The following is a 19,662-nucleotide window of genomic DNA, read 5'->3' as shown; positions in this document are numbered from 1 at the left end:
TTGAAATTGATTAAAATGCGCGACATTATCCGCGAAGGTAATCACACGTTACGCGCGGAAGCAAAACCCGTTAAATTCCCATTAAGTGAAGCTGACCAAAAGTTGGCGCGCGACATGATGGAATACTTAGAAAACAGCCAAGACCCTGAATTGGCCAAAAAATATGGTCTACGTGCCGGTGTTGGTTTAGCTGCGCCGCAAGTTGACGTCTCTGAACAAATGGCGGCAGTGCTTGTTCCTAGTGAAAACGAAGATGACGAACCAGTCTTCAAGGACGTCATCATCAACCCTGTCATCATTAGCCATTCAGTTCAACCCGGGGCGTTAACTGAGGGTGAAGGCTGCTTATCCGTTGACCGGGATATCTCCGGCTACGTGATTCGCCACGACCGGATCACACTTCGTTACTATAATATGGCCGGTGAGCAGAAGAAAATTCGCCTGAAGAACTATCCGGCAATCGTCTGCCAGCACGAAATCGACCATTTGCATGGGATTTTATTCTACGACCACATCAATGAAGCAAACCCCTTTGCAGCTGACGATGACTTAGTACTCATTTCTTAATGAGTGTGTTAAAAAAGCAGTCCTGAGTGTGATCAGGACTGCTTTTTTGCTGTACTCGGATCTAATCGGCGTAGATCCTCTAAATATTCTAATGTCGCTTCATTCATTAAATACGCAATGTCCAAGTGCAATTGACCACTGCGCAGCCAGGCATCAGTAACCCGTAACGCTGGCCCAGCATTTTGAAACGCCACCACTTGATTGTTCTTAGCATAAACTTGTAATTGATTGTTAAACAACCGACGAACTTCTGGCAAATCGGCGGCAACCATCCCTGGTGCATCCAGTACGTACTCGAATGCCATCACGCCCCGGCCCCAGACATCTGCGACCGGTGTCGAATGGATTGCACCAGCCACCTCCTGCACAGTCATCGTATTTGCCAGCACCTTAAAAGCCGCTGCCATGGCCTGATCCGCGACGCGTTGACCACCTCGTCTGATTTTCAAAGCTGCACGTTTCAAGACTTGGCGGCGCAAGACTTCATAAACAATCACTGCAATCAGCACGCCACCAATAATTGTTAGCCACGTTTGCATCCCGACACCTCGATTCTTTTTTTGTATATTCGTTCACAATTTTAGGAATTTTCAATCTTTTTGCTTATGTTTAGCATAGCATGTTTCATAAAAAAATTTTCTTTTTGTCACTTCAATTTTGTAGAAAGTTAACATTGTATACACCCATCTGAAATTATGCTAAAATGTAAGATAATTGTTGTGTTTACACAACCTGGTGTACGGATCAAACTTTTATTTTTGCTATCTATTCAGATCACTTCGCATCTGAATAAATCTTGTTTATATTAAGGAGTTTTACGAATGATTTACAAAGTCTACTACCAAGAAACCAAAGAACGGAACCCACAACGGGAAACGACCAAATCTTTGTATCTCGAAGCTGAGACCGAAGTTCAGGCGCGGACCTTAGTGGAAGATAATACGGATCACAATATCGAATTTATCGAACCGTTAGAAGGTAACTTCTTGGATTACGAACAAAAAAATCCAGAGTATCACCTAACGGAGTTCAATAAATGAAACGTTTAAACGTCAAAAATAACGAAACCGCTGTTTTTGCAGTCGGCGGTTTAGGAGAAATTGGGAAAAATACTTATGGTATCCAATTTCAAGACGAGATTATTCTGATCGATGCCGGTATCAAATTCCCAGAAGACGAACTTCTCGGAATTGATTACGTCATTCCAGATTATTCTTATCTAGTTGCAAATCAGCAAAAAATAAAAGCTTTAGTGATTACGCACGGTCATGAAGATCACATTGGTGGGATTCCCTTCCTATTAAAGCAGATCAACGTGCCAATCTATGCCGGCCCCCTAGCCTTGGCCTTAATCAAGGGTAAACTAGAGGAACACGGGTTATTAAAGACAACGGAGCTCCATGAAATCAATGAGGACACGGTGCTTAAATTCCGCAAGACGCGGGTCTCGTTCTTCAGAACCACCCACTCAATTCCGGATACTTTGGGGATTGCAGTTCAAACCCCACCTGGCACGATTGTGGAAACTGGTGACTACAAGTTCGACTTAACACCAATCACCAACCAGCCACCGAACCTTCAAAAGATGGCTCATCTTGGCGAACGCGGTGTTCTGGCGTTAATGTCAGACAGTACCAACGCTGAACGGCCAATCTGGACGAAGTCTGAACGCTGGGTGGCGCAATCTATTCGGCACATTTTTGAACAAGTCGAAGGACGCATTATTTTCGCCACTTTTGCTTCTAACATCTCACGGATTCAGGAAGCAGCCCAAGTTGCCCTAGAACATCACCGTAAGATTGCAGTCTTTGGGCGTAGTATGGAAGCCGCCATCGTCAATGGTCGTGAGCTGGGCTATCTTGATATTCCGGATGACGCGATGGTCGATGCCAACGACTTGCGTTCCCTGCCAGCCAATAAAGTCATGATTTTGTGTACTGGCTCTCAAGGTGAACCGATGGCTGCCCTCTCACGGATTGCTAACGGGACCCACCGGCAGATTTCAATCGAACCTGGTGACACCGTTATCTTCTCCAGTTCGCCAATTCCTGGTAACACGCTCAGCGTTAACCACGTGATCAACGAACTTGAAGAAGCCGGGGCCAATGTTATCCATGGTAAAGTGAATAATATTCACACCTCTGGTCATGGTGGTCAGGAAGAACAAAAACTAATGTTGCGGTTGATGAAACCTAAATTCTTCATGCCAATTCATGGTGAATACCGGATGTTGAAGATTCACACGGAACTAGCCGAACAGTGTGGTGTCCCGCTAGATCACAGTTTCATTCTCGAAAACGGTGACGTGCTCGCCTTCACCAAAGACTCCGCACGGGTTGCGGGTCACTTTGGCGCTGGTGACGTTTATGTGGACGGGTCTGGGATTGGCGATATCGGCAACGTTGTTTTACGTGACCGTCAAGTCCTCTCTGAAGAAGGGCTAGTCGTGGTCGTTGCAACGATTAACTTAAAGAAGAAAGAGATCCAAGCTGGTCCAGATATTCTATCACGCGGGTTCGTTTATATGCGCGAATCTGGTGATTTGATCAACGAAGCTCGGCGGCACGTTTTCCGCACGATTAGACGGAAGATGAAGTCGGATAAAGCGACTGAAGCGACTATCCGGAATGCCATTATTGATGACTTACAAAGTTTCTTATTTGATAAGACTGAACGTCACCCAATGATTCTACCGATGTTGATTATGAACTAACTACTTGCCGGAACGATCCTGTTCCGGCTTTTTATGGTGTAAGACTGATACGAGGTGTAACTTTGATTGCTGAATACTACATTATTATTAATGAACTCGCTGGTTCCGGCCATGGAAAACAAGTTTGGGAAACCATCAAACCCATTCTGGAGCAACGCCAAATTCATTTTGAATACCGGATTTCTGAATATGCTGGCCATACGATCCGACTCGCAGCGGAATACGTCAAAACGATTCAGCGTCGACCGAACATCACCCCGGTCATTTTAGTTGTCGGTGGCGATGGCACCCTCAACGAAGCACTGAATGGTATCATGCAAGTCCCACAACAAGACCCGATTCCAATCGCCTACATTCCAGGTGGCTCTGGAAATGATTTTGCACGGGGCCTGGGCATGGCCACTGATCCTGAAATTGCCTTAGCACAAGTGCTCAATAACATGCGTCCACGGACATTAAATGTCGGCTACTATCATGAAACGCTCAAAAATGAGCATCGCTACTTTGTAAACAATGTTGGTCTGGGCTTCGACGCGCAAATCGTCGACGATACGAACCGTAGTAAGCAGAAAGGCCGTTTGGGACGCTGGTCCTATCTCAGCAATATGTTGACTGCCTACTCCCAACAGGAGGGCTTCCCGCTCACCGTGCACGTCAATCGGAAGCGTGACTATTATCGACACGCTTTTCTCTGCACCGTGTCCAATATCCCCTATTTCGGTGGTGGCGTCAAAATTCTTCCCCAGGCGAATCTACACGACGACCAACTAGAATTAATCGTCGTTGAAGAACCACACTGGTGGACAATTGTTTGGCTATTCCTGCTACTACTCTTAGGAGGCCGCCACTTAAATTCACGCTTTGTTCACCACTACCGCAATGCCGACTTGCACTTAGGCGTAAATTCCGTCGAAATCGGCCAAATGGATGGACAAATCATCGGCAACCGTAACTATGATTTGTATTTCTCGACCCACCCTTATCCGTTCTGGATTGATACGAGTATTCACGATCATCATTAGCTACAACACATTTTTTTAAAGAACAGCCCCCAATTCGACCTTGAATTGGAGGCTGTTCTTTATTTGAACCATGTTTAATACTCATTCCTGTGCATCTATCCACGTTGTACAGGTTTAATTGTCATGACTTATGATTAAAACGTGCCAATCCTTAAAGTCAAAAGCAGCCAGCTAAGACCCGCTGGAAATAGTGCGAGTTAGCGTAAACCTGCTGTTTGAGGGACGTCGTACGCCGGCTTCCAGGCATTCTGGGCAATGGCCGGAACGTGGTGGACACAGATTTAAGCCGACAACCCACGTCTTAAATACTGGTCTTTCACTAACCAAGCACAAAACGCTTGCTAAGTGAAATTTCACCACTTGGCCTTGCCCAGAATACCTTCCAGCCGGGATGGTATTCGAAAGGCAGACATTTGCGGACTTAATTTTCAATGAATTGGTCGTTGATTCTTAGTAAATAGTACTTTGGCACTAAACTGTAAGTCTAGTTTCTGATGAAAGCTGTCATACTCGTATTCGATTGCCGGAGACAACAGCTATACTGAACATTGTCAGTATTTTCGCTAATTGCCTGCGATAACAAAGTCTCAAATCATAAACAGAGATAATTTTATCGACTAATTTAAAGATTCGTTGCCATTGAAATTAGTGAATAACATTCAGGAAATTTTCGCAGTACTCAGATGCCATAAAGCATCATCGATGTCGAATACAAGCTAGCCTGATCGTACAGACACTTAGATATTCAGTGGTCAATTGTACCCAGATAGGTGGCCGTTCATCCGCCATTCGAGCGGCTTCCCGACTGGCCGGCCCGCCGGACAATGCTCAGTAGCCAAATTATTCTTAGTCGGAAGTGTCTTTCTTCCGGCTTAGAATAAGACTCGTATTTGAAATTGCGCAGTGGGTTTCTGCGTGAGTTCAAATCGACGGCTACGCTCCAGCAATTGTCAGCCAGCCCTGGAGGTCGGAATTGGACGCGCATCGGCTGACGAACAGCAATCCAAACAATTGGCACGCTTTAATCATAATTTATGACAATTTGATGCCCACAATAAATGTCAAAATGATACGTTCCCACCCTGTGATATCCGCTGCATTATTGGCGTTGCTCCTTAGACAATGATGTCGCGATATCATTGTCTAAGAACAGAATCGGTTCGCTAAAACCAATCAAAAAGACTGGCTAACGGGACAACCCCATTTAACCAGTCCAAATTTCAGTTTAGTCTTCAGAAGCGTTAATTGCCTCTAGTAGCATATCCAGCTGTTCGCATTTGCGAGATAAGTGACCAACACGTTCCTTTAAATGCGGGTAAATCGTGACAACCCGTGAGCGATCCTGCTGCCGCGCAGCTAACGCCTTTAAATGATCAAGTTCCGTATTAGCTTCTTGATATTCTTCAAGAATTTCAAAACGATTACTCACTGATAACACTTCCTTAGAACAAATTTATCCATCAAATTTTTAATCCTAAAAAAACGACAAGATTAATATACCACAATTGTTAGTAAGTTTAAATCATGAAATCAAAAAAATAATCCGGAGCACTCAGTCAACCAAGTGTCCGGATTATTCGTATTTAATAACTTATTTAACCGTTCCGGCGAAACTTGGCATGAAGTACGAACTGATCGTTTGAACTTGCACGTTTTCACCTTCAGTTGGCGCCGCCACGTATTGGTTGTTACCAATATAGATGGCATCGTGATAAGTGGCACCACGACTTCCCCAGAAGAGGATATCGCCAGGTTGCGCATCGGCTACGGAATGAGTCGTCACGTATGATTCTTGAGCAACCGTACTATGTGGCAACGTAATCCCAGCTGCGTGTTGGTAAACATAGGAAACTAATCCAGAACAATCCATACCTGAGAGACTTGCGCCACCCCAAACATAAGGAATGTTAGCACTAGCCAGCTTCAAGGCTAAACCAGTCACAGAACCAGTTGCTAAATCGCTTGAAGTAGTGGTTGAAGTACTACTGCTGGTGTTGGTCGTGGTTGCCGTGCTACTGCTTGCACTACTCGTGGCAGCTGATGAACTACTCTGACTCGTAGTGCTTGATGAAGTTGCAGCTGATGAGCTTTCACTAGCCGCACTAGTCGTTGAACTTGCAGTTGCTTGACTGGTCGTACTTGAACTAGTGGCAGCGCTAGTGATTGCTGCAGCATTGTATGCTGTTGAGCTAGCAGCACTACTACTACTACTGGTCGAGCTCGTTGCACTTTGGCTACTTGCAGTTGAACTAGCAGCTGATGAAGAACTCTGGCTGGCAGTTGACGAGCTTTGGCTGGCAGCTGAAGTGCTTGAAGACGTGCTCTGACTAGTTGTTGATGAGCTAGTAGCAGCACTTGATGCACTCGCACTGGTTGCAGTGGTCGTGTCAGTGTCAACACTGGCACTCGTCGCAACCGCCTTTAAAGTAGCCGTGGCAGTCGTAGACGTTGATGAGCTTGATGCACTCGTTGCGCTAGTCGAACTAGCATCACTGGCAGTATCCTGACTTACTGTCGTGCTGCTGGCACTGGTAGCTGAACTGGAAGCAGCGCTGGCTGTTGAACTTGAGCTAGCAGCGCTGCTGGCCGTCGTCGTGGACGTCGTTGCAGCAGCCGTCGCAGTTTTAGCGGTCGTCTTGGTCGTTGCTCCTGGTACTTGTAGCTTCTGACCAACCAAAATTAAATTACCAGAGAGGTTATTCAATTGTTGGAGGGCATGGACGGAAGTATTGTACTTGTCAGCTAGCGCCCAGAGACTATCACCTGCTTTAACGGTATATGTACCCTTAGTTGCGGTTTTAGTCGTCGCTGACTTAGTTGTCGCTTTTGACCCACTAATCTGTAAATTCTGACCCACATAGATTAAATCAATGTTGGAATCAGACCGAGTAATCGAATTCAATTTTTCAATACTTTGCACGGAAACGCCGTGCTTTTGAGCGAGGCTCCACACCGTGTCATTGGCCTTGACGGTGACTGAAGCAGCATTGGCAGCTTGGCCTGTAGCAAGCAATAAACCAACGGCACCAACCGTACCGGCTAGGACCTTGCCCGTTGTATGTGCTTGTGACATTTAATTCACTCCTTAGATTTCAAATGTTATCGTAACAAAAACGCCTGACAGCATAAGATTAATAAAATCTTAATTTGCTTTTACAAATCATAATTTTATTGTAGCACAATTTGAGAAAATACAAACTAGAATCACTCACTTTTTTACAAAACAATCCGGTTATTTTGAAAAATAGTTGTCAATGCCAACGTGAGCTTAACAATTGACATCGCCGCGTTTATGTGGATAAACATAAAGTTAGTTTTGATACTCACAAGCAATCATTTGCTTCAGTCAACCGCCCCAGTCAGATCATTAATGACCAATAAAAAAACGTTAACGCATCAAGACGTTAACGTTCGTTGAATTTTAAGATTAAATGCGTGGGTCAAATAATCGATCGACTGGTTGTTGCTCATGAATCAATCTAATTGCATCACCCAATAATGGACCAACAGATAACTGAACCAACTTATCAAACTGCTTCGACTCTGGAATCTGAATTGTATCCGTGACGATGACCTTTTCTAGCTTAGAAGCCTGCAGTTTCTGTACAGCATCTTGTGAGAAGATTGCATGGGTCGCACAGCCATAGACAGTCGCTGCACCGGCCTGCGATAAGGCATCCGCTGAAACGTCGAACCGCGTCCCAGTATCGATCATGTCATCGATCACGATGGCAATGCGGCCTTTGACATCACCGATAATACTATTTGGCACGATTTCATCATCATCTGGATGCCGATTATCAATGATTGCAATTGGCGCACCGAGCAGTTCAGCCATCTTCCGCGCACGGGAAACACCGGCATGGTCCGGAGAAACCACGACCAAATTATCCGTGATCCCCCGATCCTTAAAGTAGCTTGCCAGCAACGGTGCCGCGTATAAATGATCAACTGGAATATCGAAGAAGCCTTGAATTTGTGCAGCGTGTAAGTCGACTGTGATAACCCGACTGGCACGGTCCTTTTCCAACAACGTCGCAATTAACTTCGCAGTAATCGGTTCCCGCGACCGGGCTTTGCGGTCTTGACGCGAATACCCATAGTACGGAATGACGACATTAATTTGACTGGCACTCGCACGACGCAAGGCATCAATCATAATCAACAATTCCAGAATCGTATCATTGACTGGTTCTGAGATTGACTGAACAACGAAGACCTCCGCACCACGGATACTTTCTTCGATATTAATCTGAATTTCACCATCACTAAAGCGCTTAACAGAACTTTTACCGAGTGGAATTCCCACCCGCTGCGCAATTTTTTTAGCCAGCGGTAAATTGGAATTCAGGGCAAACAGTTTTAGTTTGGCATAAGATTCGTCTGTTGACATAGTGACCTCCATAAAAGTTGTTTGATGATTTGCTACTTTGATTATAGCAGTTACCCGCCCGAAAAACTGCTAGGAAAGCATATTTTTGACTGAAACAGCACAACTTTGGGCGACGGACCAGTTCGAAATTATTAAGCAAAGACTTTTTGAAAATAATTCTCTAAATATGCCACAATACCGTCCCTACCGAAATTTGTCTATAACAATCAACCACTAATTAGTTGCTTGTGGCATGAAATCTGTTGGCTTAATGCCAGCCATACCAATCATCGGGTCAATCTGCCGACTTAACACGAGCGTAGGCGTTAATACCGTGGGGCCCTGGGTAGGCTGCGCTGCCGTACTAGCCCCGGATTCACCATCATCTGCCGCCATCTCAACCGATTGGGCTGAAGTCACATCATCATCGTTTTCCGACTTGGCTTGAGTTGGTTCACCTTCTGTGGTGGTCTCAGAATCACCAGCCGCTGCTTCCACATCAGTTGCAGGTTCAGCCGACGCTTCCGGTTCATCCGCTTCGTCACTCGTTTCTATTCCCCAAACTTGACGGAGTCGTTTCGTTAAAGTTGTTTGGCGATTGACTGATTCATTTGTGACGCTACGTTCGAAGGATTGAATATCCCCAAGCAAAATCAGCATCTGTTCCGCACGCGTCACGGCCGTATAGAGTAAATTGCGTTGCAGCATTCTGGAAAATTGTGGCACCATCGGCAGAATCACCATTTTGAACTGACTCCCTTGTGACTTGTGAATCGACATACTATAAGCCAGAGTCAATCTATTCCAGTCGCTTCGTTGATAAGTCACTTCGTTTTGGTCAAACGCAATCGTGATTTGGTCCTTTTTGGACTCATTATGCGGATCACCAGCCAAGTCAATCCCCACGATCCGACCGATATCGCCATTAAAGACGTTATCTTCCGGTGAGTTGACCAGGTGTAAGACCTTATCACCAACTCGGTAGTCTTGGCCATTATAAGTCAGGTGCTTCTGCCGTGCAGATTTGAGCGGGTTAAAAATGTTTTGTACAGTCGTGTTGAGTTGGTCGATACCCGCCGTTCCACGATACATCGGCGCTAGAATCTGAACATCATCTGCACTAAACCCCTTCGCCTTGGCCTTACCGACCACCTGTTCAATAATGTGGTTAACTTGATAAGCGTTACAGCTAATAAACGAACGGTCTGGCTGATTAACGGTGAAATCAGCAGGTAACTGACCATCCTTAATGGCGTGTGCCAACGGAATAATGCTGGAATCATTGCCTTGTCGATAAATGGTCGTTAGCTCGATCTGCGGCAATTCACTAAACTGTAGTAAGTCATGGAAGACTTGCCCGGCCCCAACTGATGGCAATTGATCCTTATCACCAACGAAAATCACTTGCATCTCACTCGGAATCGACGTCAGCAACTGCTGAAAGAGCACCGTATCCACCATCGACATTTCATCAATGATCAGTAAGCCACCCTGAAGTTCCTTGCTAGGTTCTTCTGGGCCATCTTCACGACCAGTCAATCCTAATAGGCGGTGAATCGTACTGGCAGGCAACCCGGTAGTTTCTGCCATCCGTTTGGCAGCTCGACCAGTTGGCGCCGCTAACGAAATCGGAAATGGTTCATCTTTATACTGGTTAACATCGAGCACCACGTCATGCAGTTCAGCGTATAGCGCAACCAAGCCACGAATGATAGTCGTCTTTCCAGTCCCGGGGCCCCCGGTCAGTAAAAAGACGTGCGACGTGATGGCCGCTTTCAACGCTGCTGTTTGGGAGGCATCATAGGTGATGTTGCTAGCACAACTGACGTGCTGGATGGCACTTTCGACAGCTTTGTCTGTCAACGGGTGCTCATCTTCCTCGTCCAGTAACCGTTTCAGTTGTTCGGCGACCCGCCACTCCGCTTCATAGAGCCCTCGCAGATAAATTCGGTTCTCATCGCCAACAATCTTATTCTCCTTGGCTAAAACAACGAGTTGGTCGGCTAACTTATCCGGATCGATCCGCACATGCCGAGCATTCTCCAGCAACTGTAAGGTTTGATTCAAAAGTGGCTTAGCAGTCGTATAAGTATCGCCGTTCGCCACGCACAACTCATCGATTTCAGTGAGCAGCGCTGCTTTTAAGCGTTCATCCGCTTGCGGGTCGATATTGAGTTGAGCGGCAATCTGGTCGGCCTTCTTAAAACCAACCCCCTTGATATCTTCGACCAAGCAGTATGGATTCTCTTGAATTCGCGCGAGCGTGTCGCCTTGATAACGCGCATAAATGGCAGCAGCCAGGCGACTCCCAAAACCATACGCATTGAGGCCAATAATCGTCTGCTCGAGCCCATTATTGACCGTCAACGTATCGACTAAGGTCGCCTGGACGCCGGCGCGTAATCCAATCGGCTTGAGCACCTTGGGATCGGCCAAAATCTTATCGATCGCATCTTCACCCAACGTATCCACGATGCGCTCCGCCGTGCGTTTACCCAAGCCAGGAAAATCATTACCTGACAAATAAGCAATTAAGCCGCTGCGCGTTGTCGGCGTCTCATTTTGATAATTATCGGCCTGGAATTGGACGCCATACTTGGGATGGGTCACAGTCCGGCCAGTAAACCGATAAGTGGTCTCTTCCTGAATATCGGCAAAATTTCCAGTGACCACGATTTCATCTTCCGACCAATCGATGTTTTGCTCGGTCACTTTAACTAACAAAACTTTGTAGAAACTATCAGAACTACTAAAAAAAGTGGCAGCAACCTTGCCGACCACAAAATGGCTGACAGGGTTACGACCGACATCATCGGAAAATAAATTTGCTTGTTCGTCCGTCACGAAAAATCCTCCTTATTCATTAGACTGTTTATGTTCTGACTGACTCGCCAACATTTTTTCAATATCTGAGAGTTGTTGCTGATGGGCTTTAAAGTAAGCGGCATCTAGCTTTTCTGCTTTCTCAAACCACTTGGCATAGGGTTGACCCAGCACCATCGCAGTCAAGCCGATGTTAAACGCGGCTTTTCCAGATTGCGGATCAATTTTAAACGCCTGATGGTAATATTCCGACGCTTGCTGATTATTGCCTAATGCAAGTAAAATATCTGCTACTAACAAGTTGGTATCGGCTTGCTTGGGCTGAGCCTCCTGAGCAGTGATTGCCCAGACCAGGGCGTGTTGATAATCACGTTTGGCCATTAGCGCCTGACCGCTCATCATATACGCATCCGTCTTCAACTTAGGATCCGTGATTTGCTGATAAAATGGCAACGCTTTGTCGTACATCTCAGCTTGATAGTAGACGTTACCCAGCGCGTAGCGGAATAAATCACCAGCTGGTTGTTGCGATTCAAACTTGCCGAGAGCTTTCATTGCCAGTGCTTCGGCCTGCTCGTAATCTTTTCCGGCCGTCAGTAAGACCGTCAAATCATAATACGCGTGATAATCTTCTGGTCGGGCATCGATTTTGCCCACTAATTCATGAACTAACGCCTGTTGGGCCGCCTTATCTGGCCGCGTCTGCTTTGCCATACACACTCACATTCCTTTCATCATCAAATGGTATCCGTCGCATCTGGACGCCGTGATAAGTACGACGTATCATTCCAGTCTAATAATTTATAATGCCGGCCACGATCACGGGTCTCCAAAATAGTCGTCGACGTATTCGACAAGCCACCCCGTTGACGCAACGTTGCTAGGGATGCACCCAGCAATGAGTTCACTAGCGCATTCAATGCCGCCCCATGACTGACGATCAAGACGTTATCTTCACGACGCGGATTAGCCTGAACAATCTGGGTGATGGCAGGCGTCATCCGCTTCAATAACTGTTGAAAGCTCTCCCCTTGAATCGCCGTTGGATCGTATTGATCCGGATGATTGCGAAATGCATCAAACTCGGCTGGATATGTCGCTTCCACCGCAGTAAAAGCCATCCCTTCCATCTTACCCAAGTTGAATTCACGTAAGCGGCTCAGGACCGTTAACGGTAACTCTGGTTGATTCAAGTCATGGCGCAACGTCATCGCCGTGTCTCGCGCCCGTTTCAACGGACTCACGTATAAGTGACTAAAATGAATATCCTGCAATGCTGCGGCTAACTCATGAATTTCTTGATAACTCGCTGGCAACAACGGTGAATCTCCTTGTGACCCTTGGTAGCGGCCTTCAAGATTCCACTCAGTTTTGCCATGGCGAATAAATAATAATTTTGTCAATTGCTTACTTCCTCGTATTGATAACCTATATATTTCGCCGATTGGTCCGCGCGGCAACCGCTAATTATCAGACAACTAGCGACGGTTTACTGGCCCCAAATCGTGTTCTGATCGACTACCAGTACCACAGATGCCTGCTGGACAAACGACGACTACTTTATCCATTATGACAGTTTTCAGCTTGCTTTTCAAAATCTGTTCACCTATTTTGTCAATTTCCAATTAACTTAATAAAAATAAAATTATGTCAACTAGAACTAGTGACTTCCGGTCTGCTAACAAACCACCGATAGCTAATAAAAAAGAGTAGCCTGTCATCAAACAAGCTACCCTAAAATTCATGGTGCTGGAACCACTGCCAACGTCCAGGTAATGGTACTCTGATACTGTCCGGCTGAAGCTAACGGCGTTGCGGGTAAGGTCAAACTGCTTGGCGTTACATCAAAGGTTTGACTTTGACGTCCCGACTGGGTATAGACCGTCTGAGCAGTTCCATCCGCCACTAAACTTTGTGCCAGCTGGCCGTTCGTCGCCTTCAACTCAACTTGCGCGGTTCGAATGGCGGCACCACCAGTCGTCGCAAACGGGCTGAGACTCGCAAGTAACTGCCAATCCCCACCCACGGTTCGGTGATCGACAACGGCCAATTGCTGGTCGTTATTACCATCATATGCCACATTGGTTGCAACGGACTGCTTGGCCAAAGCTAAGGTCGTCTCACGCGCAAGCGTATTCAGTGTGACCGTTCCAAAATTCAAATTAGGCACCGCCATCAGCGCTAACTGCCCACCAGACTTGACCGTTAAGCGGGCCGCATTAGTGGTGACCGTCTGCGGTTTGCCATTGACTGGATAACTCAAGCTCGCATAGTACGCCGTGCCATCATCATCTGCGTTCGTTGGCGTTTTAACCGTGTAACTCGTATCCGTCACATTCAAGGCAGTGGCTTTGCCGTTTTTGACACGATACCAATTGGCAACCGTCACGCCCTCTGGTAACGCTGGCAAAGTAAACGTCGCTGGCGTGCCTTCAGTAACGGTCACGTCTTGTAGCGCGCCAACTTGAATCTGAACACTGTCGCTTAAGCCATTAGAGGTACCCGTAATCGTGACTAAGCCATGATCATCGGCCAGCCCTGAGTTATCTTTGGCAACATCTGCAGCGGTGACATTGCCGTAGTCATCCACAGAAGCTAAGGTTGGATCACTACTCTTCCACGTGACGGGGTCCGTCGCAGTTTCTGGTGTCAGCGCGGCGTGAACCATTGTCTCGTCTGAATTATTCAGCCACTGCTCATCGCTACTGACCTTGATACCAGTCGTTGCCACTCGTGACGGGGTTACCGTCACCTTTGCAATTTTCGACCAATAATCCGGAAAGGCCCCAACACCTGAGAAATCGTATTGGACTTGAAAATAAACTGGCGTCGTTGCCGTCACTTCGGGCGCGTTGTACGTATAGGTTCGACTGTTCGCGCCGACTTTTTGATAGGTCTGACCACCGTCAGTCGATTGCCACCAAACGTATTTCCGACCACTGAGTAGACTAGTTGCGGCTTCTAACGCACTACGTTGTGCGCGAACAGACAGTGTCACTGACTGACCACCAATGACATTACTATCGATGGGTTGTTGCGTAAAACCACCGGAAAGGTTCAAACCAACAATTGAAGTTGGCCGCGAAGTAGGTGGTTGCGGTGCCGTTTTGGCCGCTTCAACGACAGGAGTAAAATACCAGCAGACGAGTATGACGCTAAGTGTGAACCATACCCACCTAACCCATTTTTTCATCACGCCTCACTCCTTACGTGAACGCCGTTGACCGAACCAGTATGCCGCCATCAGCAAGGCTAACAGTCCGACTAGCGCTAAACTCCCCCATAACCACCAGTTCACTTTGTGCGGACCGACCAGTCGATGATTATGCTGACTGGCTCGTTGCGCAGTCAGGGTGAAGTTATGACTGAAGTTCCATACTCGCGTCCCGCTGGTTAAGTGCAGCTTCAATTGATAGTTACCAGCTGCTAACCGGTCAGATCCGAGCGCCACGTGGTAGTTAAACCAGCTATTTGGCGCCATTGAACCTGATTTCAGTCGTTGGGTTGCGACTGTCTTACGAGTTGCTCGGTCAATCACACGTGCTTGAATCGTCAACTGACCAAAAAGCGTTGGCGCCAGATTGCGCAGTTTGGCAAATAGAACTGGTTGACCATTGTCCGTTGTGACTTTAACTTGATCAAGCACCAGTTGGACGGGAATCGTTTCCTGTGGCTGACACCAGAGTGCAACCGCCGTCACTTCTGCGTAACGATTTTTCAAGACAAACCCTTGATCATTCGTTGGTTTAGTGGCACTGGCAGTTGGGTTGGTAACAAATAAGCCACCTAACACTTCACCTTTAAACCCATTTTTCGGAATCGTTACGGTGAAACCGACTGTCTTGGCCTGATGCGCAGCGAGCTGCACGGTGGCCCCAGCTGAAGTCATGTCCTTAAACGTGGTGGTTGCCGATGGATCTTGCCGATTTGACGGCACATACGCAACACTACCAGCATCCGAAGTCGTGGCATTCACCGGCGTCACTTCAAGGGTAATTGCCGATTTACTGGGATTGCTAACGGATACTTTCAGCTCCCGCGTACTTCCCGGCGTTACTTTTAAATTAAAATACCCGGCTTGTTTATCGAGCTGGTCTTTGGGCAGTAGAGGTGTCAACACAAAACCTGACGCGGGAGTGCTCGTCGCTGCATGGATTGGTTGCATTCCCAAGAGACCACCAAGCATTAACGCCAGCACTAACACCCACCACTGACTGATTTTTTTAAACCACATATCAACACCTCCCACGACTCATTGACTCATGTGACCTGTTAAGAAAGCACTAACTGACTACGAAGCGGCTTTTGGTGCAGCGGCAGCGGCTGGCGCATTTTGTAACGTCCAGTAAAGTGTTGCGGAATACGTCCCGGCCGAAACGTTGCTTTGCTTTGCAACTTGTAAGTTACTACTGGTGGCTGTTGTGGCGGTGTTGTCACCTTCACCAGTAGCAGCACTGGCGCTCCATAACGTTGCTGGGCTTGCGACCCAACCATTCGTGACCGTCGATTGACTCAAACTCAGTGCGGACGGTGCTGACGTATCCGTATTGTCGACCGTCCCCTTTGTCATATTCAAATTCAGAGTCGCCGTATCAATGGTTGCGGCGCCGGCACTGAATGGTCCCATTCCGACCGTCAAACTCCAACCAGCATGGTTACCACGATAATCGCTGATATTCAGATTGCCACGCCCATTACCATCGTACCCGGCACCACCTGAAGTGTTACCACTGGTTGCGTTCAAGGTCGTCGGACCCGAGGCAATGTTCTTGACGTTAGTTGAACCGAGTGCGATATTTGGCACGGCATTCAACGTTAATTCACCAGGCATTACTGTAAATTGGGCGTTAGATAACGCTTCAGCATTGCCAGTACTATCCGCAACGTAACCGGTGGAAACGGTCGTTAAGTTGCCATCCGCCGTTCCAGGTCCAGCAGCAAAGGCCGCCAGTGGCATTAACGCCAGTGATAGTAGGGTGACCCCACTACTAAGACCGGTCATCACTTTAAAAGTTCGCATGTTACTTCCTCCATTTCTCTCTTGACCAAATTGAATTGTTGTATCATTTTACTAATGACTTTATGATTACGCTTTCACCGTCCTCTTCCCCTGACGCCATCATCAGTTTAGCATGTACAAGCAACGAAAGAGTTGGTGAAATCTTGATTCATTAAGTTTCCGTATCAACAACTTTTCCGTCCTACCGCATGCTCGCGCAAGTTCTAAACGGGTTCCACGACAAAAAAGTCCGTCAAGGCAGAATTGTCTCGACGAACTTAACTTGATTAATTCAATTATTTTTTTAACGCGTCATCCAGCGCATTAACGCTCTTGATGGAACCGACAACGGTAATCACGTCATGCAACGCCATCATGTCCGTTGGCTTCGGCGAAACGTTGATTTCCTTACCATGCTTGATGGCAATCACGGTCAAACCGAATCGTTGCCGAATATTCAGGTCGATCAAATTTTGATTAACAAAGTTTGGATCAGTAATTTCAATTGCCGCCAGCGTGTACTCATCACTTAAATCAATGAAATTGAGAATGTGATTCGACAACAGTTTACGGACCACACTCTGGCCCATGTCACGCTCTGGGAAGATGACCTGATCGGCACCGACCCGTTCGAGCACCCGGCCTTGGTCGCTAGTCTCGGCCTTGGCAATCACTTTTTTGGCCCCCTGCTCCTTACTTAGCATCGTCGTTAGGATACTGGCTTCCATATTATTACCGATTCCGATAATGACGTAATCAAACGATTCCACGTTCAAGTCGCGCAATACTTCTTCATCACGGGTATCCGCAATCATGGTCTGTGTCGCAACATCCATCAATTCGTTGACCGGCTCTTCCTTAATATCCACGGCTAACACATCCTGATGTTCAGCCACCAGTGTCCGGACAACTGCTTCACCAAAGCGTCCGAGTCCAAACACCGCAAAACTTTTTCTCATGTCGTCCTCCTTATCATTTCACCATTCACGTTACCCAATTAAGATGTTTTCAGCCGGGTAACGAATCACGTTGACTCTGGCCTGACGTTTCGAAAGGGCGTACAACGACGTGAAAATTCCGACCCGCCCAATAAACATCAGCATCATAATGATAATTTTACCAATCACACTCAGGTTCGGCGTTAGTCCTAAGCTCAATCCAACCGTCCCAAAGGCGGACAAGGCTTCAAAGAGCACGTACTCGAGCCCAAAGCCCTTCGGAATACATTCCGTCTGCGTTAGAATCAAGGTTGCGACCGTTAGTACGACACTGGCCAGAAAAATCAACATCAGTGCCCGGCTAATATTCTCCTGACTAAAGCGGCGATGACTAAATTCCACATCTTCACGCCCCCGTAGCTGGGCAATACTTTGAAACATCAACACGCCAAATGTCGTCGTTTTGATTCCGCCAGCCGTTGAACCGGGTGTTCCACCGACAAACATCAAGATCATGATGACAAATAAACTCCCTGCCTGCAGTCCCTGCGTCGGCATCGTAATCAGTCCCGCCGTTCGCGGTGTCACACTCAAAAACAGGGTATTGATCGTGCGGTTAAACCACGACGTCCCCGCTGGCAGCAGTTTTAAATCCCGTTCCGTCACGAGTAGCACCGCAAACCCAATCACGAACAAACTAATGGTCGTTAGCAACGTCAACTTTGAATTCAACGTCAACCGTTTACGGACGTGGAATAACAACAAGTCACGCCAGACTAAGAAGCCCAGTCCACCGGCAATAATCAAAATCATCGTCACAATCAGCACGTAAGGGTCGTTGCGAAAACTTTGTAGGCTGTTCCCAAAGACATCGAAACCGGCGTTACAAAATGACATCACGGCATGATACATCGCCGTATATAAGCCATGCCGCCAGCCAAATCGGGGCACGAAATCTATGGCCAGAAGTCCGAGCCCACCGAGTTGAAACAGCAGCGACAAACCGACGACATATTTCATCACACTCTTGGTATCACTGAGACTTTCCAAGTTAAGTGACGCTTTGACCATCAGTTGAGTGGACAACCCAATTTGACGGCGCATGATATTAAAAAGCAATACAGCAAACGTCATATAACCGAGGGCGCCGATTTCTGATAGGGCTAAAATCACTAATTGACCAAAAGTGCTCCAATGTGCGGCAGTATTGACGACCGTCAACCCGGTAATACAGGTCGCGGAAGCTGCCGTGAACACCACATCGATCAATGACGTGTGCACACCAGCTGGCGTCGCCCATGGCAAACTTAATAACCCCGTTCCAATCATAATTAAAATGATGAATCCCGCCACCATCTTCTTAGAAAGGGTATCAAAAAGTCTTAGATGTGCTAATTTCTTCATACTAACTAACTTCTCCTTCACGATTCCAGCAGCAACACTGAAACCTCACTCCATTTAGCTTAATCAACCCCAGTCAGAATTGCAACCCGCAGTTTTTAATTCGTGAACACCTAATAGACCACTCGTTATGTTAGTTGATTTGTGTCATGAATCATGATTAAATCATGACAATTCTTAAGTTCAAAAGCAGCCAGCTGAGACCCGCTGGAAACAAAGCGAGTTACCGTAAACTTGCAGCGAATCTACGTCCTATGCCGGCTTACAGGTATTTCTGACAACGCTGGAACGCGATGGACACAGATTTAAGCCGACAACCCGCGTCTTAAATACTGGTCCTCCACGTTCTATGCAACATTGCCGAAATGTGCTCGGGTCAGACTGGGACTTCCGGTTAGCTACGCCAGAACGCCAAGCGGGAATGCGCCGCTTAACGCTCTAGCTAGGCTAATCCTCAGTCCCAACCCGTCTGAACCTCACACTCTAGAAGCCGCTGAGCATTGTCAGAAACACCTTCCAGCCTGGATTCCATTCGAAAGGCGGACATTTGCGGACTCAACTTTAGAACGACTGGTCATTGATTCGTAATAAACGGTACGTCTGTGATCTAACTGTCAGATTTGTTTTGATTTAAATTACTTCATGCCTCATTTATCTATCGTTTGGCTCGTCTCTATGGAAGTGGCCAAATTGCTAGCTCTTACAAGTGGAGTTTCCGAGTCAGATTGATATGAATCACCACCTCAATGTCTAGGAATCGTTGGTCCTGACTCACAGTTTGCCTGAAGGACCAGGCATCTAATGTTAAGTGGTCAATTGTACCAAGA

At 47.0% G+C, this 19,662-nt stretch carries 16 protein-coding genes; 4 read left to right on the top strand and 12 right to left on the bottom strand.

Translation table 11 applies throughout. The annotated features are described in order from the left end of the window. The first annotated feature begins 6 nt into the window (after positions 1-6). On the top strand, positions 7-567 hold the full coding sequence (gene def / locus MZO40_RS05165; protein WP_003639046.1) for a peptide deformylase: 561 nt from the start codon (positions 7-9) through the stop codon (positions 565-567). A gap of 32 nt (positions 568-599) precedes the next feature. On the opposite strand, the gene MZO40_RS05160 is transcribed toward def, so the two are convergent. Next, a complete protein-coding gene (locus MZO40_RS05160) occupies positions 600-1,106 on the bottom strand; it encodes a hypothetical protein (protein WP_088771102.1) in 507 nt (168 codons plus the stop codon). A gap of 282 nt (positions 1,107-1,388) precedes the next feature. Between MZO40_RS05160 and MZO40_RS05155 the strand changes: the two genes are divergently transcribed. From MZO40_RS05155 to MZO40_RS05145, 3 genes are all read left to right on the top strand, one after another. Next, entirely contained in the window at positions 1,389-1,607 is a 219-nt protein-coding gene (locus tag MZO40_RS05155; RefSeq protein WP_003639048.1) for a DNA-directed RNA polymerase subunit epsilon, read from the top strand. After that, positions 1,604-3,280 carry a ribonuclease J1 gene (gene rnjA / locus MZO40_RS05150; RefSeq protein WP_021337999.1) on the top strand — a complete coding sequence of 559 codons (1,677 nt, stop codon included), beginning with the start codon at positions 1,604-1,606 and terminating at the stop codon, positions 3,278-3,280. Before MZO40_RS05155 ends, rnjA begins: the two co-directional genes overlap by 4 nt. Positions 3,281-3,342: 62 nt before the next feature. After that, positions 3,343-4,302 carry a diacylglycerol kinase family protein gene (locus MZO40_RS05145; protein WP_050338419.1) on the top strand — a complete coding sequence of 320 codons (960 nt, stop codon included), beginning with the start codon at positions 3,343-3,345 and terminating at the stop codon, positions 4,300-4,302. A 1,225-nt stretch (positions 4,303-5,527) separates the two neighbouring features. Here the strand turns inward: MZO40_RS05145 and MZO40_RS05140 are convergent. From MZO40_RS05140 to MZO40_RS05090, 11 genes are all read right to left on the bottom strand, one after another. Then, the gene (locus tag MZO40_RS05140) at positions 5,528-5,731 is read right to left on the bottom strand and encodes a hypothetical protein (RefSeq protein WP_003639051.1); all 204 of its coding nucleotides are present in this window, start codon (positions 5,729-5,731) and stop codon (positions 5,528-5,530) included. 162 nt (positions 5,732-5,893) lie between these two features. Continuing rightward, on the bottom strand, positions 5,894-7,375 hold the full coding sequence (locus tag MZO40_RS05135) for a C40 family peptidase (RefSeq protein ID WP_105961410.1): 1,482 nt from the start codon (positions 7,373-7,375) through the stop codon (positions 5,894-5,896). A gap of 354 nt (positions 7,376-7,729) precedes the next feature. Beyond that, positions 7,730-8,695 carry a ribose-phosphate diphosphokinase gene (locus tag MZO40_RS05130; RefSeq protein ID WP_088771100.1) on the bottom strand — a complete coding sequence of 322 codons (966 nt, stop codon included), beginning with the start codon at positions 8,693-8,695 and terminating at the stop codon, positions 7,730-7,732. Positions 8,696-8,908: 213 nt separating this feature from the next. Then, positions 8,909-11,518 (bottom strand): ATP-dependent RecD-like DNA helicase, encoded by a 2,610-nt coding sequence (locus MZO40_RS05125; protein ID WP_105961409.1) that lies wholly within the window; start codon positions 11,516-11,518, stop codon positions 8,909-8,911. Positions 11,519-11,530: 12 nt separating this feature from the next. After that, complete coding sequence (locus MZO40_RS05120; RefSeq protein WP_050338415.1) at positions 11,531-12,211, bottom strand: lipopolysaccharide assembly protein LapB; 681 nt, start codon at positions 12,209-12,211, stop codon at positions 11,531-11,533. A 23-nt stretch (positions 12,212-12,234) separates the two neighbouring features. After that, the gene (locus MZO40_RS05115) at positions 12,235-12,900 is read right to left on the bottom strand and encodes a histidine phosphatase family protein (protein WP_003639056.1); all 666 of its coding nucleotides are present in this window, start codon (positions 12,898-12,900) and stop codon (positions 12,235-12,237) included. A 338-nt stretch (positions 12,901-13,238) separates the two neighbouring features. Continuing rightward, on the bottom strand, positions 13,239-14,690 hold the full coding sequence (locus MZO40_RS05110) for a WxL domain-containing protein (RefSeq protein ID WP_105961408.1): 1,452 nt from the start codon (positions 14,688-14,690) through the stop codon (positions 13,239-13,241). Between the two features lie 6 nt (positions 14,691-14,696). Further along, a complete protein-coding gene (locus MZO40_RS05105) occupies positions 14,697-15,731 on the bottom strand; it encodes a DUF916 and DUF3324 domain-containing protein (RefSeq protein ID WP_252133141.1) in 1,035 nt (344 codons plus the stop codon). 57 nt (positions 15,732-15,788) lie between these two features. Next, positions 15,789-16,517 carry a WxL domain-containing protein gene (locus tag MZO40_RS05100; RefSeq protein ID WP_101873293.1) on the bottom strand — a complete coding sequence of 243 codons (729 nt, stop codon included), beginning with the start codon at positions 16,515-16,517 and terminating at the stop codon, positions 15,789-15,791. Positions 16,518-16,792: 275 nt separating this feature from the next. Further along, the gene (locus MZO40_RS05095) at positions 16,793-17,455 is read right to left on the bottom strand and encodes a TrkA family potassium uptake protein (protein ID WP_050338411.1); all 663 of its coding nucleotides are present in this window, start codon (positions 17,453-17,455) and stop codon (positions 16,793-16,795) included. Between the two features lie 30 nt (positions 17,456-17,485). Continuing rightward, positions 17,486-18,838: a TrkH family potassium uptake protein gene (locus MZO40_RS05090; RefSeq protein ID WP_105961406.1), complete on the bottom strand. Its 1,353-nt coding sequence runs from the start codon at positions 18,836-18,838 to the stop codon at positions 17,486-17,488. Between the last annotated feature and the right edge of the window lie 824 nt (positions 18,839-19,662).

The organism is Lactiplantibacillus sp. B652 (genome assembly GCF_023806745.1).
Classification (GTDB): Bacteria; Bacillota; Bacilli; order Lactobacillales; family Lactobacillaceae; genus Lactiplantibacillus; species Lactiplantibacillus pentosus.
Note: the sequence above shows the minus strand (reverse complement) of the source record. Positions and strands in the feature narration are given on the sequence as shown.

Bases quoted from the DNA above. Each gene is read 5' to 3' on its own strand.
- MZO40_RS05105 (WP_252133141.1), bottom strand. From the start codon at position 15,731: ATGTGGTTTAAAAAAATCAGTCAGTGGTGGGTGTTAGTGCTGGCGTTA.
- MZO40_RS05160 (WP_088771102.1), bottom strand. From the start codon at position 1,106: ATGCAAACGTGGCTAACAATTATTGGTGGCGTGCTGATTGCAGTGATT.
- MZO40_RS05155 (WP_003639048.1), top strand. From the start codon at position 1,389: ATGATTTACAAAGTCTACTACCAAGAAACCAAAGAACGGAACCCACAA.
- MZO40_RS05110 (WP_105961408.1), bottom strand. From the start codon at position 14,690: ATGAAAAAATGGGTTAGGTGGGTATGGTTCACACTTAGCGTCATACTC.
- MZO40_RS05090 (WP_105961406.1), bottom strand. From the start codon at position 18,838: ATGAAGAAATTAGCACATCTAAGACTTTTTGATACCCTTTCTAAGAAG.
- MZO40_RS05130 (WP_088771100.1), bottom strand. From the start codon at position 8,695: ATGTCAACAGACGAATCTTATGCCAAACTAAAACTGTTTGCCCTGAAT.
- rnjA (WP_021337999.1), top strand. From the start codon at position 1,604: ATGAAACGTTTAAACGTCAAAAATAACGAAACCGCTGTTTTTGCAGTC.
- MZO40_RS05095 (WP_050338411.1), bottom strand. From the start codon at position 17,455: ATGAGAAAAAGTTTTGCGGTGTTTGGACTCGGACGCTTTGGTGAAGCA.
- MZO40_RS05100 (WP_101873293.1), bottom strand. From the start codon at position 16,517: ATGCGAACTTTTAAAGTGATGACCGGTCTTAGTAGTGGGGTCACCCTA.
- MZO40_RS05120 (WP_050338415.1), bottom strand. From the start codon at position 12,211: ATGGCAAAGCAGACGCGGCCAGATAAGGCGGCCCAACAGGCGTTAGTT.
- MZO40_RS05135 (WP_105961410.1), bottom strand. From the start codon at position 7,375: ATGTCACAAGCACATACAACGGGCAAGGTCCTAGCCGGTACGGTTGGT.